The following is a 17,217-nucleotide window of genomic DNA, read 5'->3' as shown; positions in this document are numbered from 1 at the left end:
AGGCGTTGTGAATGAAAAAAATCAAAACATCTCCGCTTCTTCCACAAGAGTTTGTGGTTGAGCAAATTAGCGAAAATGAAGCAAACATCATTGCATACCCGTTTGAAACAGGTTATGCCGTGTCACTTGCGCATCCATTACGCCGCTTTTTGCTCAGCAGCTCTGTAGGTTATGCGCCGGTAGCAATCAAAATCGAGGGTGCCAAGCACGAGTTTGACTCTGTACGCGGTATGCTTGAAGATATTTCTGATTTCATTATCAACCTTAAAGGGATCCGTTTTAAACTTAAAAACGATGCCAAAGAGGCTGAGATCACATACAGCTTTGCTGGTCCATGTGAGATCAAAGGCAGTGACCTTGATAATGATGAAGTGGAGATTGTTACCCCGGATGCATTCCTTGCGACTCTTAACGATGATGCAACGCTGAACTTTACAATCAAAATCTATCAAGGTATCGGTTATGTACCGAGTGAAGATATTCGTGAAGAACTGGATGAAGGTTACATCGCTCTTGATGCATTCTTTACGCCGGTTCGCAAAGCGACTTACGCTATCGAAAATGTTCTTGTAGAAGACAATCCGAACTTTGAAAAAGTTGTATTGAACATTGTGACAGATGGTCAAATCTCTCCACTGGATGCATTTAGAAATGCTCTAGAGGTGATGCACGCGCAATTGAACGTGTTTAGCAGTGAGATCAGCATTCAGGCTCCGGCGACAATCGAACGCGTTGAAGAGTCTCCTGAATTAAAGAAACTGACTGCGCGTATTGATGATCTTGGTTTGAGTGCTCGTTCATTCAACTGTCTTGATCGTTCAAACATCAAATATATCGGCGAAATCGTGTTGATGAGCCAAAACGATCTTAAGAACGTTAAAAACCTGGGTAAAAAATCTTACGAGGAGATCCTTGAAAAACTGGCTGAAACCGGTTTCTCTGTAGGTGAAAACTTGTCTGATGACCTTGTTAGCGCACTTAAGAAAAAAATTGAAGCTGAATAAGGAAGTATCATGAGACACCGTCATGGATACCGCAAACTAAGTCGTACAAGCTCACACCGTGCTGCTTTGCTTAAAAACTTGAGTATTGCGTTGATCGAAAACGAAAAAATTGAAACAACTGTTCCGAAAGCAAAAGAACTTCGTTCTTATGTTGAGAAACTAATCACTGCAGCGGCTAAAGGTGACTCTAACGCTCACCGTACAGTGTTCGCTGCACTACAAAGCAAAGAAGCTACAAATAAACTTGTAACTGAGATTGCTCCAAAATACGCAGACCGTAAAGGTGGATACACTCGTATCACGCGTACCCGTATTCGTCGCGGCGACGCAACGACTATGGCTTTCATCGAATTAGTCTAATTCGATACCGTCACGCTTCGGCGTGACACCCAATTTTACTACCCACTTTCACAATTTACCTTCTAACTAATATTTTTCTGAAAACAACCATAACCAACTTCTAACAATTTCCTTCTATTTTAACCCTTACCAATATTGATTAAAGTCAACTTTTGAAAACGGCTGTGCTGGTATGATACTGCTGTTAATGTTTATAGAACAGATCAAGCTAAAGGCAGAAGATGCTTATACGACAAGAAGAGTTGCCGATGGTTGCACTGGCAAGTATGAACGATACCCATCTTGAAGATATTATTATGATCAACGAGTTGGCGCAATTAATAGAAGACAAGAAGGTCGATGAGATAAGCCGAAAACTTGACGTCATGCTGGCGCATACTGTTGAGCACTTTGGCGCAGAAGAGAAGATGATGCTGGAAAAAGCGTTCCCCGCATATTTGATGCATAAAAATGAGCATGAACGTGCATTGGCACAGATGAAAGAGGCGGTCGAGAGTTGGAAGAAGCACAAGAACCTGGAGGAACTGCGTGACTACATCGAAGCGGTTATGCCTGCATGGCTGGTCCAGCATGTCAGTACTATGGACACGGTTACGGCACGTTTCCTGGCCTCTTGATCTGATGCGTTTGAACTCCTTATATAAAGCAACGAATGAGCGTTATATTTACAAATTTCAAGAAATTTGACAATTCGCGCGAAAAGCTCTTGACATAGGGTTTTGATTTGTCTATAATTCCCGTCCACAAACGATGAGTCGCTTGAAAGAGAGACGAGAAAGACTTCGAGTTGAAGCTTTTTAAAAGTTTGAGATCATTGAAAACTAAGTAAGTTTGACACTGACCTTTCGGGGTTGGAAGTTAACTTTATAAGACACAAAAACACAACCGTCTATTTCAGTTGAAGTTTAAATACTTAGATTGAAATTGACACTATTTTTTATAGCCAATGATTTTAAAATCTTGGGCATAAGATCAGTAATCTGCTTAGGCAGTCTTTACATAATTAATTATGGAGAGTTTGATCCTGGCTCAGAATGAACGCTGGCGGCGTGCTTAACACATGCAAGTCGAACGGTAACAGGAGAAGCTTGCTTCTTGCTGACGAGTGGCGCACGGGTGAGTAATATATAGGTAATGTGCCCCTTAGTCTGGGATAGCCACTGGAAACGGTGATTAATACCGGATACTCCTTCTTGTTTAATGCAAGTCGGGAAAGGTTTTTCGCTAAGGGATCGGCCTATATTGTATCAGCTAGTTGGTGAGGTAATGGCTCACCAAGGCGATGACACATAGCGGGTTTGAGAGGATGATCCGCCACACTGGTACTGAGACACGGACCAGACTCCTACGGGAGGCAGCAGTGAGGAATATTGCACAATGGGGGAAACCCTGATGCAGCAACGCCGCGTGGAGGATGACGCATTTCGGTGTGTAAACTCCTTTTATCAGAGAAGAAAATGACGGTATCTGATGAATAAGCTCCGGCTAACTCCGTGCCAGCAGCCGCGGTAATACGGAGGGAGCAAGCGTTATTCGGAATCACTGGGCGTAAAGGACGCGTAGGCGGGTTTTTAAGTCAGGTGTGAAATCCTATGGCTCAACCATAGAACTGCACTTGAAACTGGGAACCTAGAGTATGGAAGGGGCAGGTGGAATTAGTGGTGTAGGGGTAAAATCCGTAGATATCACTAGGAATACCGAAAGCGAAGGCGACCTGCTGGGACATTACTGACGCTGAGGCGTGAAAGCGTGGGGAGCAAACAGGATTAGATACCCTGGTAGTCCACGCCCTAAACGATGAATGCTAGTCGTCGGGGAGCTTGTCTCTTCGGTGATGCACTTAACAGATTAAGCATTCCGCCTGGGGAGTACGGTCGCAAGATTAAAACTCAAAGGAATAGACGGGGACCCGCACAAGTGGTGGAGCATGTGGTTTAATTCGAAGATACGCGAAGAACCTTACCTAGCCTTGACATTGATAGAATCTTTCAGAGATGAGAGAGTGCCCTTCGGGGAGCTTGAAAACAGGTGCTGCACGGCTGTCGTCAGCTCGTGTCGTGAGATGTTGGGTTAAGTCCCGCAACGAGCGCAACCCTCGTCGTTAGTTGCTAACAGTTCGGCTGAGCACTCTAGCGAGACTGCCTTCGCAAGGAGGAGGAAGGTGAGGACGACGTCAAGTCATCATGGCCCTTATGGCTAGGGCTACACACGTGCTACAATGGGGCGTACAGAGAGTTGCGATACCGCGAGGTGGAGCCAATCTCACAAAGCGTCTCTCAGTTCGGATTGTTCTCTGCAACTCGAGAACATGAAGCTGGAATCACTAGTAATCGTAGATCAGCAATGCTACGGTGAATACGTTCCCGGGTCTTGTACTCACCGCCCGTCACACCATGGGAGTTGATTTCGCCCGAAGCGGGGATGCTAAAGTAGCTACCCTCTACGGCGGAATTAGCGACTGGGGTGAAGTCGTAACAAGGTAACCGTAGGAGAACCTGCGGTTGGATCACCTCCTTTCTAGAGTAACGAGTTCGCATTCGATTGACGAACTCAAGAGAAAATCTCACGTCTTAGAAGAGTTAACGTGTCTACTTACTTAGTTTTCAGTGATCTATGTTATTTGAACATATTAATTAGGGCCTATAGCTCAGCTGGTTAGAGTGCACCCCTGATAAGGGTGAGGTCGGAGGTTCAAGTCCTCCTAGGCCCACCATGTAAAGATCACGAAGACCGGATGGGGAATTAGCTCAGCTGGGAGAGCGCCTGCCTTGCACGCAGGAGGTCAGCGGTTCGATCCCGCTATTCTCCACCATTAGAGGTTAGAAGTTTAATTCAAGTACTAAACGAAGTATTTGAATTAGACTTTTAGAAGTCTAGATGTTATTTAACTTATTATTGTCAAAGTCAACAAAATTGTAACTACAATTAATTCATTGACTGCTTTATTTGATGTATATTGAATAAGGTAGTGAATACGCAAATTAGAATAAAGATATTAAGGGCCATAGGTGGATGCCTTGGCTGGTAGAGGCGATGAAGGACGTACTAGGCTGCGAAAAGCCTCGGGGAGCTGCCAAGAAGCTTTGATCCGGGGATTTCCGAATGGGGCAACCCAGCATGGAGCGATTCATGTTACCCTACGGGGGGCGAACTCAGGGAAGTGAAACATCTCAGTACCTGAAGGAAGAGAAATCAAACGAGATTCCCATAGTAGCGGCGAGCGAAATGGGATTAGGACAAACCAGGCACTTGTGCTTGGGGTTGCGGACTGCGATATGTAGTTTGGATGATAGACGAACCGTCTGGAAAGTCGGGCCATAGCGAGTGATAGCCTCGTAGTCGAAATCAGAAGAACGCTAGCAGGATCCAGAGTAGGTCGGGACACGTGTTATCTTGACTGAAGCCGGGGGGACCACCCTCCAATCCTAAATACTACTACCAGACCGATAGTGAACCAGTACCGTGAGGGAAAGGTGAAAAGAACTGCGGTGAGCAGAGTGAAATAGAACCTGAAACCTATGGCTTACAATCATTCGGAGCACGATTATATATACGTGTGACGGACTGCCTTTTGCATAATGAGCCTGCGAGTTGTGGTATCTGGCAAGGTTAATCAAACGAGAAGCCGTAGCGAAAGCGAGTCTTAATAGGGCGAATTAGTCAGATGCTGCAGACCCGAAACTAAGTGATCTATCCATGAGCAGGTTGAAGCCGGTGTAAGAGCCGGTGGAGGACCGAACCGGTAGGCGTTGAAAAGTCTTCGGATGACTTGTGGATAGGGGTGAAAGGCCAATCAAACTTAGTGATAGCTGGTTCTCTCCGAAATATATTTAGGTATAGCCTCGAGCAGTAGCATGAAGGGGTAGAGCACTGACAGGGCTAGGGCTGCATACAGCGGTACCAAACCCTATCAAACTCCGAATACTTCATGTGTAACCTCGGGAGTCAGGCGTAGGGTGATAAAATCCTATGTCGAGAGGGGAACAACCCAGACTAGCAGCTAAGGTCCCTAAGTACTGTCTAAGTGGAAAAGGATGTGGAGTTGCTGTGACAACCAGGAGGTTGGCTTAGAAGCAGCCATCCTTTAAAGAAAGCGTAACAGCTCACTGGTCTAGCGATTCTGCGCCGAAAATATAACGGGGCTAAGACAGTCACCGAAGCTCTAGATTCGTACTTGTACGAGTGGTAGGAGAGCGTTCCAAACAGCGTTGAAGGTATACCGGTAAGGAGTGCTGGAGCGTTTGGAAGTGAGCATGCAGGCATGAGTAGCGATAAAAGAGGTGAGAATCCTCTTCGCCGTAAACCCAAGGTTTCCTACGCGATGCTCGTCATCGTAGGGTTAGTCGGGACCTAAGTCGAGTCCGAAAGGGGTAGACGATGGCAAATCGGTTAATATTCCGATACCGACGGTTGTTTGTTTGAATGATGGGGGGACGCATAGGGCTAATCGAGCTCACTGATGGAATAGTGGGTCGAAGGACGTAGGTTGTACAGTAGGAAAATCCGCTGTACATTAGACCGAGATCTTACAGGCTCTTCAATAGCTTCGGCTAGCGAGGAGAATCGATGATGCCGTCGTGCCGAGAAAAGCCTCTAAATGAGAACAACCGTTGCCCGTACCGTAAACCGACACAGGTGGGTGAGATGAGTATTCTAAGGCGCGTGGAAGAATTACTGTTAAGGAACTCTGCAAACTAGCACCGTAACTTCGGAATAAGGTGTGCCATAAATGTTTAGGGACTTGCTCCCGAAAGCATTACATGGTCGCAGCAAAGAGTCCCTCCCGACTGTTTACCAAAAACACAGCACTCTGCTAACTCGTAAGAGGATGTATAGGGTGTGACGCCTGCCCGGTGCTTGAATGTTAAAAGGATCCGTTAGCTTTGCGAAGCGGTGAATTGAAGCACAAGTAAACGGCGGCCGTAACTATAACGGTCCTAAGGTAGCGAAATTCCTTGTCGGTTAAATACCGACCTGCATGAATGGCGTAACGAGATGGGAGCTGTCTCAACAGTAAATCCAGTGAAATTGTAGTGGAGGTGAAAATTCCTCCTACCCGCGGAAAGACGGAAAGACCCCGTGCACCTTTACTATAGCTTGACACTGCTATTGGGATATTCATGTGCAGGATAGGTGGGAGCCTTTGATTCATGGACGCCAGTTCATGATGAGGCATCCTTGAGATACCACCCTTGAATATTCTGATAGCTAACTTGGTACGATTATCTCGTGCGAGGACAATGTCTGGTGGGTAGTTTGACTGGGGCGGTCGCCTCCTAAAAAGTAACGGAGGCTTACAAAGGTTAGCTCAGATGGGTTGGAAATCCATCGTAGAGTATAATGGCATAAGCTAGCCTGACTGTGAGACATACACGTCGAGCAGAGACGAAAGTCGGTCATAGTGATCCGGTGGTTCTGTGTGGAAGGGCCATCGCTCAAAGGATAAAAGGTACGCCGGGGATAACAGGCTGATCTCCCCCAAGAGCTCACATCGACGGGGAGGTTTGGCACCTCGATGTCGGCTCATCGCATCCTGGGGCTGGAGCAGGTCCCAAGGGTATGGCTGTTCGCCATTTAAAGCGGTACGCGAGCTGGGTTCAGAACGTCGTGAGACAGTTCGGTCCCTATCTTCCGTGGGCGTAGGAAAGTTGAGGAGAGTTGCCCCTAGTACGAGAGGACCGGGGTGAACGTGCCACTGGTGCACCAGTTGTTCTGCCAAGAGCATCGCTGGGTAGCTACGCACGGATGTGATAACCGCTGAAAGCATCTAAGCGGGAAGCCAACTCCAAGATGAACTTTCCCTGAAGGACGCTTGAAGACTACAAGCTTGATAGGCTGGGTGTGTACGCATAGCAATATGTTTAGCTGACCAGTACTAATAGTCCGTTCGTCTTTTTCTTTCATAATTGCGTAATCACTGCCTTATTCAGTATATATCGAATGAGCAGCATGAATCGATTATAGTTACAAAACCTGTTGACTGACAATAATTAACTACTCCAATATATCCAAGCAGTTGGAAGTAAGATCATCTCGATGCTTTTACTTCCGATTGTCTAGGTGGCTATAGAGAGAGGGAAACGCCTGGCTCCATTCCGAACCCAGAAGCTAAGCCTCCCTTCGCTGATGATACTGCACCTTTCAGGTGTGGAAACGTAGGTCGCCGCCTAGTTCTCGGATTTACTTCAATTTTTAAACTTCAATCATTTACAATTATTATAAACTTTTTCACATCCATATCGGCGGCTATTGTCTGCGTATTCACTTCGTTCATTTGCTCCATCTTATGCGACTTTACTCAGATAAAACCTGACATTTAGTCAGCTTTTCTATGAGATATCCTAGTTCTCGGATTATACAAACTCCCATAAACTACATTTACTCTTAACAATCATAACTTTTATCATATACAAATCGCCGGCTATTGATCGTTACACTCTCTATTTATTGCTACTTTACTCATACAAAACATGCCTTTGGGCATCTTTTCTATGAGATATCCCAGTTCTCGGATTTATCTCACATCCCTATAATCATTTAATTACAAACTATCTGTGCGCTATATCTTTATCCACACATAAAACATGCCTCTGCACATCTTTTCTGTGCATGTATCAGGTCTATTTTATGCCGCGATGTTGACGTTGATGTTGATCGCAGTATACGAGAGCCTACTTCTCTGTCGGTTCTCTTTTTATTTTAAATTCAAATTAGCTATTTCCCTACAAGACATGCCTCTGGGACCATATCTGTTTATATTGCAGGCCGTAGCGTGTCTTGTCCTATTATATTGTTTCACTTCGTTCATTTGCTCCATCTTGTGCTACTGTACTCATTACAAATCATCCTTTGGGATTATTTTTTATCTGATATCCTACTCTTCAAATCAATCAATCACTTCAAATACTGCTTATATACCAAACAATCATTACTTTCATATTCTGATGTACGTTCATCCTTTCGTACTGGCTGCTCGTTTCTTTATGATATTGCAACTCATCATCCGTATAATTTCTTATTAGATATCCTAGTTCTTTGTCTCTCATGATCATATTGTGTGTTCTTCTGCTCAGTTTGTTTAAGATGTTTATACGAAACCCATTTTATGTATCTATAACAGTCGATACGACGATATTATTTTTCCTATTACATCGTTGAAGTATGATCAATGCATATTTACGAGTTCCAAAATATAAATGTTGCGTAAATATAATGTTTGAGTGAGCTGTACACCGGCGTTATAAAGGCTAAATATTCAAATGTATTATGTACAGGTGCAGCAGTGTCTGCATTTTAATTTATCGATTTATACCGTGTATATAAGGCAAGCAGGGAATTTCAACGAATTTATACATGAAGATACTATCAGAATTTATGATATATATTTTTCATATATTGACCGCTGAAGTATGTAAGTATTTACTAGGTGTTTCTTTTCTACACATGTACTTGCAACTTGATTTAATATAATAATAATACATATACTAGTCGATATAATGTTAATTTGTTATAAATTGTTAATTTTGTGGCTTATTTCAATAGTATCAAAATAATTGTCATTATGTCGACTTATTTAATAAAGAATGTAGTAATTATTATAATAATTTGTTATTACATTTACTTTTCATTTAAGTTTCAGTTTATTTTTACTGACCTATAATGAACGCAGTCAAAATTCGAGAGTTCGGATTTTAAACTTTTCAATTCTTAGGAGAATTAACGTATGAGAAAAACAATTAAATTGGCTCTTGCAGCTTCAATGGTACTTGGTGCAACATCTGCATTCGCAACAAATGGTTCAAATCTAATTGGTATTGGTGCTAAAGCACGTGCTATGGGTGGTGTTGGAATCGGTATGGCTCATGGGGCTGAATCTGCATTAGTGAATCCTGCTCTTATCTCTTCAGTTGAAAGTACTGAAATTCAATTCGGCGGCACCATTTTTATGCCAAATGTTAAAAGCACAAATAACATAGGTGGTGGAGATTCAACTGAGACTAGTGCAGCAGATCTAAGCGTTATTCCTTCAATCTCTATCGCTACCAAAGTAAACGAGAATTTCTACTGGGGTATCGGTATGTGGGGTACAGCCGGTATGGGTGTAGATTACCGTGATGCAGACAAAGCAGCTGATGGCGGAACTCAAATGCAAATGGTTACTAACTTACAACTTATGCAATTTGGTGTACCTCTAACATACGCTAATAGCGGTTTCAGTATTGGTGTTACACCAGTTTTACAATATGGTGCGTTAGATATTAACTATGAATACCCAGGTAATCCGAACCCAGCTGCACCTGCACAAGGAACAAACTTTGGAGCCGGTGTGGGTCAAGATCTTGCTTTCGGTGTGAATATCGGTGCTGCTTATCAGATCGCAGGTGTGACAATCGGTGCTTCATATAAATCTCAAATCGATATGGAATATAGAAACGTATTATCCACGACTGTTAGCCCTTTTTCAACAACTGGATCGTATGACAATGACAAACTGTCAACACCAGCGGAAATTGGTCTTGGTGTAAGTTATGAAATTGCAGGCAATACGATTGCACTTGATTACAAACAGATCAAATGGTCAGACGCTGAGGGTTATAAAGACTTTGACTGGGTTGACCAAGATGTCATCGCAATCGGTTATGAGTATGCTGCTGATTCTTGGGCTGCACGTGTCGGTTATAACTACTCTGCAAGCCCTATTGAAGAACAAAAAGTTGCTTTTGGTGCTGCAGGAGAAACTAATGTTAATAGTGCCGGCCTAACTGCGGGAACAGTAAACACATTTAACTTGCTAGGTTTCCCAGCTACGACAGAATCACACGTAACAGTCGGTGGTACATATGGCTTTACTAAGCAAGCATCAGTTGATGTTGCTCTTGCATATGCACCAGAAATCAGCAAAACTTTCACGAACTTTGCAGGTCAAGACATCACAGCGAAACACTCACAGACAAGTGTTGCTATCGGTCTTAACTATGTATTCTAATTAGAAGCTGATTTATACTTTCTTTACCTATTCCCATCGTTTTGATGGGAATACAGACACTTCTATATCTTGCTCTACTCTCTATAAAATCAATTAATCAAACCTTTTTCATCACCTTCAAGTTGCACTATGTACAAAAGCATTTTGACAGAGTTAATGATAGAGGATCAAAAGTAGTGATAAAACTGAATTAAGTTAGGCAATCGGTTATAAGTAAAAACCATAAGTTAAAGACACTCCACAACCATTCCACAATTATTAGCTACATTCATAATAGTCATAGAGTCAATTTATGCATACAATCACCGATGCTGTCATAATGCTACATTTGGTAAAAATCATATGTAAATATAGGTTTTGTCAATGGTTGTTGATACATTTGTGATAAAATTACTCAGCAAAATTTTTGTGCAAAAAACACAAGAAGCTTAAAAAAGGGAGATTCATGTTTACAAAACTAGTAACAGGTGCATTAGCACTAAGCCTTGCAGCGACAATGGCAATGGGGCAAGAGTTCGGTGTGCGTTTCAACGCTATTAACGATACAATGTTGAAAGACAAGCCTAAGGATGAGAAAGCGGTTTCTGAAGTAGAGAAAAAATACAATGAGATGGTCAACAATGACCTTGAAGATATCGGTTTTATCCTTTCTGACCCGCACGAACGTATCAGTGACGGTTATGCGACAAAATACGGTTCAACGAATCTTGACAATCTTGGCTTCTTCTCTATTGCTGCAGATGAGGCGCTTCGTCCGCTGCTTCTTCAGGCACCGGAACTTGGTGGTTTCAGTCCGTTCAACCTTCATATCTATAAAAACCAGAACGAGAATATCTCATATGTCGGTCATATTACACCGGAGACAATGCTTGACATCGTCGGTGTACAGGACAAAACGATCCGTAAAGAGTTCGCAGAGACCTTCAAACCGCTTGACGATCTTATCGATGAGAAACTTGGCGGTAAAGTGGAAATGGTCTCATATGACAAAATCCCGGCAAACCCTATGATGAAATTCGAAGTGACTTTTGACCGTCCGGAAGATCTTTCCGAATTTATCGATGAGTTCCAGGAAGAGTTCGAAGCAGCATTCGAAGAGCACAAATATATCATCGCGGGCTACAAAAACTTTAAAGAAGCCTATACAGACTTGGAGCTAGACTTCGGCAAATACGATGCATACTTTGTCTACTCGCTATGCCACTTCAAATTCTCTGAAGGTATTTTCAATAAAGAGGGTGGTCGTCCGGATGCCGGTGTTTTTGCACCATGTTCAATGTACATGTACATCGAAAAAGGAAGCAATAAAATGGTCGTCGGTATGCCGAAACTTGAAAACTGGATCGCTGTAATGGGGATCAAAGATCAGAAAAAAGTCGATGCAATCCATACGCTTGACAAAGAGATCGTTTCGATTATGGAAGGTCTTGGAGCAAAAAGTATATGAGAAAAGTATTAGCGTTCATCGTCGCAGCACTCGTTCTATCGTTCAGCGGTTGTTCGTCCAAGTCGGCTGAAGCCGCTGATACGACATTGAGTGCACCGGCTGAAAAAGAGGTAAGTACCTACCTTCTAGGAGCCTATGTTGATGTTGAAACGGCAGAGGCGAAACTGAAAGAAGCAGGTTTTGATGTTGTGACAGCCTATAAAGTCGATAAAAAGGGTCTTTATACGTCTATCGTTTTCACAAATGATGCATTGAAAGTGGCAGCGAACAAACCTGGTCGCGGCTACGCGGCAGTGCTTCGCCTTCTTGTCAATGGTGAGAAACAAGAGATCAGCATTACAAACCCGACATACTACGGTAAAGCATTCCTGCAGGATGAATTTGATTATCAAGCTGCTTTAGCGATCGAAAAAAGCCTCAGCACTGCATTTGGCGAGCTGAAAGGATCTGATGACAAATGGGCATTCGACGGTCTTGCAGACTACCACTTTATGATGGGTATGCCGTATTACAACGAGCAGGCTCTTCTTGCAGAAGGCGACAGCTCGGAACTTTTGGAAAAAGCCAAAGGTTACAAAAAAGGCAAAGGGTTGCTGTTCGAACTTCAGCTTGCTGAAGGACGTACACTTATCGGCTATGCATTGGGGACAAAGACCTCCAAGTTTGTCAAAAAGATCGGCTTCCAGAATGCAAATATCCTTCCTTATACTGTCTTGATCGAAGATGGCAAAGCGAAGGCATTGGCACCGAAATACTATATCGCTATCAGCTATCCTAGACTTACAATGGGTGAGTTTATGACGATTGCCAGTGTTCCGGGCGCAATTGAAAAAGACCTGGCTAAACCGTTTAAATAATTCGTAACTTCAGGTGCATCTTGCACCGAAGTTCGCCTCCTACTGTGCCGATAACACTTTCGGGGCAACTTTGGCACAAAATCTACAATATATAAAGTTCTCTCTCTTTATAGATCAAATTGGCTACCTACAGACACTCTTTTACCGATACAAAGCATCTTTGCTATAATTGCACGAACATTCACACAAGGAAGAATTGTGGCAAAAATCGGATTTGGAACCTATCGAATAAGTGACCGTAACCCCGAGCATATTCAAGCTATCAAGACAGCTGTTGAAGAGGGTGTTGATCTCATTGACACATCGACAAACTATATGGACGGAGGGGCCGAGAGAGCGATTGCATTGGCGTTTCAACCTATGCCGACAAGTGCGATTGAACATGTCGAGATCGTCAGTAAGTTTGGTTACATCCAGGGCTCAACTCTTCAGCGTATTCAAGAGGGGGAACACTTTCCGGAGATCGTCAAGTATGCCGACCATATCTATCACTGCATCTCCCCGGAGTTTATGGAAGATCAGTTGACACGATCTCTGGAACGTTTGAATATGGATAGTATAGGTTGCTATTTGATTCATAATCCGGAGTACTTTATCTTGGATGCCATCAACCATGATCTTGATAGAAATGAGACCCTGGACAGGATGTTTGAGCGTATAGAAAAAGCTTTTGTCGCACTTGAAAAAGAGGTACAAAGGGGTCGTATCAAGAGTTATGGCATAAGTTCAAATTCGTTTGCTAAAGAGAGCAAGGATCCGGAGTTTTTACCGTATGAGGACCTTGTTACGATTGCCAAGCGCGCGGCAAAAGAGGCCGGCGTTGAGAATCATCACTTCTCAACGCTGCAATTACCAATCAATCTACTCGAGACAGAAGGGCTGAAATGTGCGGCGTGGGCAAAGAAAAATGGCCTGCGTGTCCTTGCCAATCGTCCATTCAATGCACAGGCAAACAATTTGATGTTCAGACTGGCCACTTATGAGGAGCCGCACGACTATTACCACCATCTCAATGAGATTCTGACGATGACAGATGACGACAGTTTGCGGAGTGTGCACAATATGATCGCACAGCTTGATGATGTAAAGCACCGTTTTGGATATGTCGGAGAGTACGAACAGTTTTTGCATACACAAGTTATACCCCATCTACAAAACGGGTTACGCGAACTTGATCCCGGTGCGGTCGAACTGCTTGCTGAATCTTTGGACCTCTTCTTGCAGGAGTATGCAAAGATGGTGGCATTCGAGTGCACAAAGATGACCAAGGTGCAACTCAAAGAGAAGCTGGCGGGATGTGACAAAGCGCTTCAGGAGTGCGCACTGAAGTTCCTGTTCGAAGAAGAAAACATCGATTATATTTTAGTTGGAATGCGAAAACCGAGTTACGTGATGCAGGTGCTGAGCATCGTGGAATCCTTTTAAAAAACTTTGTAATAAAGCCATAGCAGTCGCTTTATAGCTTGTTAAGCGCTTTTAGATTATTTTATGTTTATATATTAGGATTATTCCATATAGTCAAAAACAAGGTTTTATATGATTCCATTTACAGATGAAGAGTTAATCTCGCCAGTTAAAAATACAATTGAAAAAGTACGTCCTTCACTGGCCCTTGATGGTGGCGATATTCAATTCCTGGCAGTGAAAAATGGTACAGTCTATGTACAACTGCAAGGTGCATGTGTCGGATGCGGCAGTGCCGGAAATACATTGAAATACGGTGTTGAAAGACAGCTGCGTATGGATATCCATCCGGAGCTTACGGTAATAAATGTACCGCACGGTATGGAAAATCAGATCGATTCAATGTAACAATAATTTGCTAAAAAAGGAAGAGTTATGAAAACAGTAAACAAATATAAAACTCTTGCCCTAGCTAATGAGAGCTTCTCAAAATCAGATTTTGAACAGGCTTTGCGTACTTATGCGCTTGTTTTAAAAGATTATCCAAATTCCAAAGAAGCTTATAACGGGGCGATCTTATCTGAGATGGCAATGAGTGGGGAAAGCGGTGCAGAAGCACTGTTTGACTATTACTCGGTTTTGAGGGAGGATGATGCGGAGCAGGCCGATCTTATTATCTCCGAGATCCTGGAGACGATGGACGGTACGCTTGAGCAGTTGGGCGATATCATCACGCAACCTCTGAAAGAACATTTGGCATTCGAAGACGGCATCATGTATGAGGAATTCAAAGCGATCGTTGATGATGAGGGTGATTTCAGACGCATTTTTGAGAATATTATGTTCTCTACCCGCGTCATCATCACAGAAAAAGAGGATTTTGTAGATTTCTTGGATAAGCTTATGCAAAATAACTACCATGAGATGGCGATGAGTTATCTGGAGGGTGCTTTGGCCGTCCATCCTAACGATAAGGAGCTGCGTAAGCTGCTTCGCCGTCTTGCCAAAGGCAAAACTGTTGAAAATTGAGCTTCCTTCTCAACCTTTTCGTTACGTCACTGAAAACTCGAAAGAGTGTGACGCTGAGACCGCGTTTATAAAAACGAAACAAAATGAGAACTATGTAGAGGATGCCCAGAAAAACGGTGCACACTCCATCATCACCGCTTCTGACATTGCGCCTCTTTTCGGGGTAAACCGTATTAAGATCATTGGCATTACCGGTACCAACGGCAAGACCACTACCGCAAGTGCCATCTATTCGATGCTGCTCGATCTTGGATACAAGGCAGCGATGCAGGGCACCCGGGGGTTCTTTTTAAATGACACGGTTGCCGAGGGTAAAAGTCTGACGACACCGAGCGTCTTAAATACCTACCGTCATATCTATCAGGCTGTTATGGCCGGATGTGAATACTTTGTGATGGAAGTCAGCTCGCATGCTATTGTCCAGAAACGGATTGAAGGAATAGAGTTCGCACTGAAGGTCCTGACGAATATTACACAGGACCATCTGGATTACCATAAAAGTCTTGAGGATTATATCTACGTTAAGAACAGTTTTTTTGCCGACGAGAGCAAAAAACTGATCAACAAAGATGAGCCTCGTGCAGAATTCAATTATAAAAATGCCTTCAGTTACGGCGCAGAACATCCTGCTACCTACAAAGTAATGGCCTACTCTCTGAACGAAGGTGTCAGTGCTGTGATCAAACATTTTGAGGAGGTGGAGAGTTTTAACAGCCCGATGCACGGTTTTTTCAACCTCTACAACCTGACAGCGGCTGTCGCAGCGGTTCACCTGGTGACAGACAAGAAGCTCAGCGAGATCTGTGAAGTGGTCGAACATTTCGGCGGTGTCAGCGGGCGCATGGAGAAGGTAAGCGAAGAGCCTCTGGTCATTGTCGATTTTGCCCACACCCCGGACGGCATGGAACAGGTCCTCAACGCGCTGAGAGAGAAAGAGATCCTGGTCGTCTTCGGCGCGGGCGGCGATCGCGATATATCAAAACGCCCGTTGATGGGCAAGGTGGCGTCAAAGTTTGCCAAAAAGATCTATGTGACAAGCGACAACCCACGTACGGAAGACCCTGACAAGATCATCGAAGATATTTTAAAAGGCATTGATGATCAGAGCGACGTCTATGTGGATGTCAACCGCCGCAATGCCATTGCCAAAGCGATCGAGGACCAAAACGGTGATGAGATCGTACTGATCCTTGGCAAAGGCGATGAAGCCTATCAGATTATCTATGACAAGAAACTGCCGTTTGATGATCGGGAAGTGGCCCGTGAGCTTTTAGCTGCGCGTTAAACACTAATGCGATAGCCGGCGCTTCTTTCCCTCTTCAGCCGGCTTTTTGAAACACTTTTCTTCTATACATTCTCTATATAAAATATTTGTAATAAAAGCAGGAACGAAAAGAGTGAAGCGCAGCGCGCTGAAATCTGATGAGGAAGAGCAGACTTTTATTGGACGGTAACGTTGAGCTCCAACGTACTGTTTATTTCATCGTAAACAGAAACATTGATATCGACTATCCCTGCTGTACTTTGCACTGTAAGTAGACCTGTTGAATCGATTGTAGCAATCGTTGTGTTTGAGCTGCTCCATTGAATATTGCTGCTGATCGGGTCGACAGTTGTCTGATTGTCATCAAAAGTGCCGTTGGCTTTTAGCGTATAGCTGCTTCCGGTATAGACATTTGCACTGTTTTTATCGGTCGCATAGGTGATATTAATATCTTCTGATGTGATGTTGATGTCGTTCAATGGAATGATGGTCACTTTTTTATCTATTGTCGTAAAGAGCTTATTTCTGAATGAAGCCGAAATTGCGGCAGTACCACGATTGGCTGTCGGTGTCAGCAGGCCGTTCTGTACCTCCATGACCGTTGTATCATTGGAATCCCAGTCAAGCTGATAGGTCACGTTTGAACTGCTGCTGTTGTCATCATAAAAAACCGTTGCGCTTAGCTGGTTTTCATCATCTGGCAAAACGATAGCATGTATGCTGCTGTCGGTATCTGTGCCGTCAATCTCTATTGAAGCGATCTCGGGTACAAGCGGATCGCTGTCGGAGGTGGTCCCGCAGCCTGTCATGATGCCAGCGAGGCTCAATGTCAATAGCGCGTATTGTAGTCTTGTATTCATCTGCTT

At 43.7% G+C, this 17,217-nt stretch carries 11 protein-coding genes, 2 tRNA genes and 3 rRNA genes; 15 read left to right on the top strand and 1 reads right to left on the bottom strand.

Going from position 1 to position 17,217, the window contains the following annotated elements; genetic code table 11:
• Positions 1-11: 11 nt before the first annotated feature.
• The 15 genes from WCY20_RS12235 to WCY20_RS12165 all read left to right on the top strand — a co-directional run bounded on the left by WCY20_RS12235 (position 12) and on the right by WCY20_RS12165 (position 16,372).
• Entirely contained in the window at positions 12-1,004 is a 993-nt protein-coding gene (locus WCY20_RS12235) for a DNA-directed RNA polymerase subunit alpha (protein WP_345975494.1), read from the top strand.
• Between the two features lie 9 nt (positions 1,005-1,013).
• On the top strand, positions 1,014-1,364 hold the full coding sequence (rplQ, locus tag WCY20_RS12230; protein WP_345975493.1) for a 50S ribosomal protein L17: 351 nt from the start codon (positions 1,014-1,016) through the stop codon (positions 1,362-1,364).
• A gap of 221 nt (positions 1,365-1,585) precedes the next feature.
• Positions 1,586-1,981, top strand: a complete 396-nt coding sequence (locus tag WCY20_RS12225) for a hemerythrin family protein (RefSeq protein WP_345975491.1) — start codon at positions 1,586-1,588, stop codon at positions 1,979-1,981.
• 389 nt (positions 1,982-2,370) lie between these two features.
• Positions 2,371-3,881: ribosomal RNA gene (locus WCY20_RS12220) — 16S ribosomal RNA — on the top strand.
• Positions 3,882-4,000: 119 nt separating this feature from the next.
• Positions 4,001-4,077, top strand: a tRNA-Ile gene (locus WCY20_RS12215).
• Positions 4,078-4,100: 23 nt separating this feature from the next.
• Positions 4,101-4,176, top strand: a tRNA-Ala gene (locus WCY20_RS12210).
• 173 nt (positions 4,177-4,349) lie between these two features.
• Positions 4,350-7,264: ribosomal RNA gene (locus WCY20_RS12205) — 23S ribosomal RNA — on the top strand.
• Between the two features lie 156 nt (positions 7,265-7,420).
• Positions 7,421-7,536 (top strand): 5S ribosomal RNA (rrf, locus tag WCY20_RS12200).
• The 16S, 23S and 5S rRNA genes sit together here with 2 tRNA genes alongside, the layout of an rRNA operon.
• A gap of 1,551 nt (positions 7,537-9,087) precedes the next feature.
• A complete protein-coding gene (locus WCY20_RS12195) occupies positions 9,088-10,350 on the top strand; it encodes an outer membrane protein transport protein (protein ID WP_345975490.1) in 1,263 nt (420 codons plus the stop codon).
• A 445-nt stretch (positions 10,351-10,795) separates the two neighbouring features.
• Complete coding sequence (locus WCY20_RS12190; protein ID WP_345975488.1) at positions 10,796-11,797, top strand: hypothetical protein; 1,002 nt, start codon at positions 10,796-10,798, stop codon at positions 11,795-11,797.
• Positions 11,794-12,654 carry a hypothetical protein gene (locus WCY20_RS12185; RefSeq protein WP_345975486.1) on the top strand — a complete coding sequence of 287 codons (861 nt, stop codon included), beginning with the start codon at positions 11,794-11,796 and terminating at the stop codon, positions 12,652-12,654. Before WCY20_RS12190 ends, WCY20_RS12185 begins: the two co-directional genes overlap by 4 nt.
• Positions 12,655-12,852: 198 nt before the next feature.
• Positions 12,853-14,079 carry an aldo/keto reductase gene (locus tag WCY20_RS12180; protein WP_345975484.1) on the top strand — a complete coding sequence of 409 codons (1,227 nt, stop codon included), beginning with the start codon at positions 12,853-12,855 and terminating at the stop codon, positions 14,077-14,079.
• Between the two features lie 111 nt (positions 14,080-14,190).
• The gene (locus WCY20_RS12175; RefSeq protein WP_345975482.1) at positions 14,191-14,466 is read left to right on the top strand and encodes a NifU family protein; all 276 of its coding nucleotides are present in this window, start codon (positions 14,191-14,193) and stop codon (positions 14,464-14,466) included.
• A 27-nt stretch (positions 14,467-14,493) separates the two neighbouring features.
• Entirely contained in the window at positions 14,494-15,087 is a 594-nt protein-coding gene (locus WCY20_RS12170; protein ID WP_345975481.1) for a hypothetical protein, read from the top strand.
• A complete protein-coding gene (locus WCY20_RS12165) occupies positions 15,077-16,372 on the top strand; it encodes a UDP-N-acetylmuramoyl-L-alanyl-D-glutamate--2,6-diaminopimelate ligase (RefSeq protein WP_345975479.1) in 1,296 nt (431 codons plus the stop codon). The genes WCY20_RS12170 and WCY20_RS12165 overlap by 11 nt, the downstream gene beginning before the upstream one ends.
• Positions 16,373-16,527: 155 nt before the next feature.
• Here the strand turns inward: WCY20_RS12165 and WCY20_RS12160 are convergent, their stop codons facing one another.
• Positions 16,528-17,211 (bottom strand): Ig-like domain-containing protein, encoded by a 684-nt coding sequence (locus WCY20_RS12160; RefSeq protein WP_345975477.1) that lies wholly within the window; start codon positions 17,209-17,211, stop codon positions 16,528-16,530.
• Positions 17,212-17,217: the final 6 nt, after the last annotated feature.

Source organism: Sulfurimonas sp. HSL3-7, assembly GCF_039645985.1.
GTDB lineage: Bacteria > Campylobacterota > Campylobacteria > Campylobacterales > Sulfurimonadaceae > Sulfonitrofixus > Sulfonitrofixus jiaomeiensis.
This window is presented reverse-complemented; position numbering and strand designations above follow the sequence as displayed.

What these genes read in the sequence shown, in the direction of transcription:
- WCY20_RS12235 (WP_345975494.1), top strand. Translation starts at nt 12, where the DNA reads ATGAAAAAAATCAAAACATCTCCGCTTCTTCCACAAGAGTTTGTGGTT.
- rplQ (WP_345975493.1), top strand. Translation starts at nt 1,014, where the DNA reads ATGAGACACCGTCATGGATACCGCAAACTAAGTCGTACAAGCTCACAC.
- WCY20_RS12225 (WP_345975491.1), top strand. Translation starts at nt 1,586, where the DNA reads ATGCTTATACGACAAGAAGAGTTGCCGATGGTTGCACTGGCAAGTATG.
- WCY20_RS12195 (WP_345975490.1), top strand. Translation starts at nt 9,088, where the DNA reads ATGAGAAAAACAATTAAATTGGCTCTTGCAGCTTCAATGGTACTTGGT.
- WCY20_RS12190 (WP_345975488.1), top strand. Translation starts at nt 10,796, where the DNA reads ATGTTTACAAAACTAGTAACAGGTGCATTAGCACTAAGCCTTGCAGCG.
- WCY20_RS12185 (WP_345975486.1), top strand. Translation starts at nt 11,794, where the DNA reads ATGAGAAAAGTATTAGCGTTCATCGTCGCAGCACTCGTTCTATCGTTC.
- WCY20_RS12175 (WP_345975482.1), top strand. Translation starts at nt 14,191, where the DNA reads ATGATTCCATTTACAGATGAAGAGTTAATCTCGCCAGTTAAAAATACA.
- WCY20_RS12170 (WP_345975481.1), top strand. Translation starts at nt 14,494, where the DNA reads ATGAAAACAGTAAACAAATATAAAACTCTTGCCCTAGCTAATGAGAGC.
- WCY20_RS12160 (WP_345975477.1), bottom strand. Translation starts at nt 17,211, where the DNA reads ATGAATACAAGACTACAATACGCGCTATTGACATTGAGCCTCGCTGGC.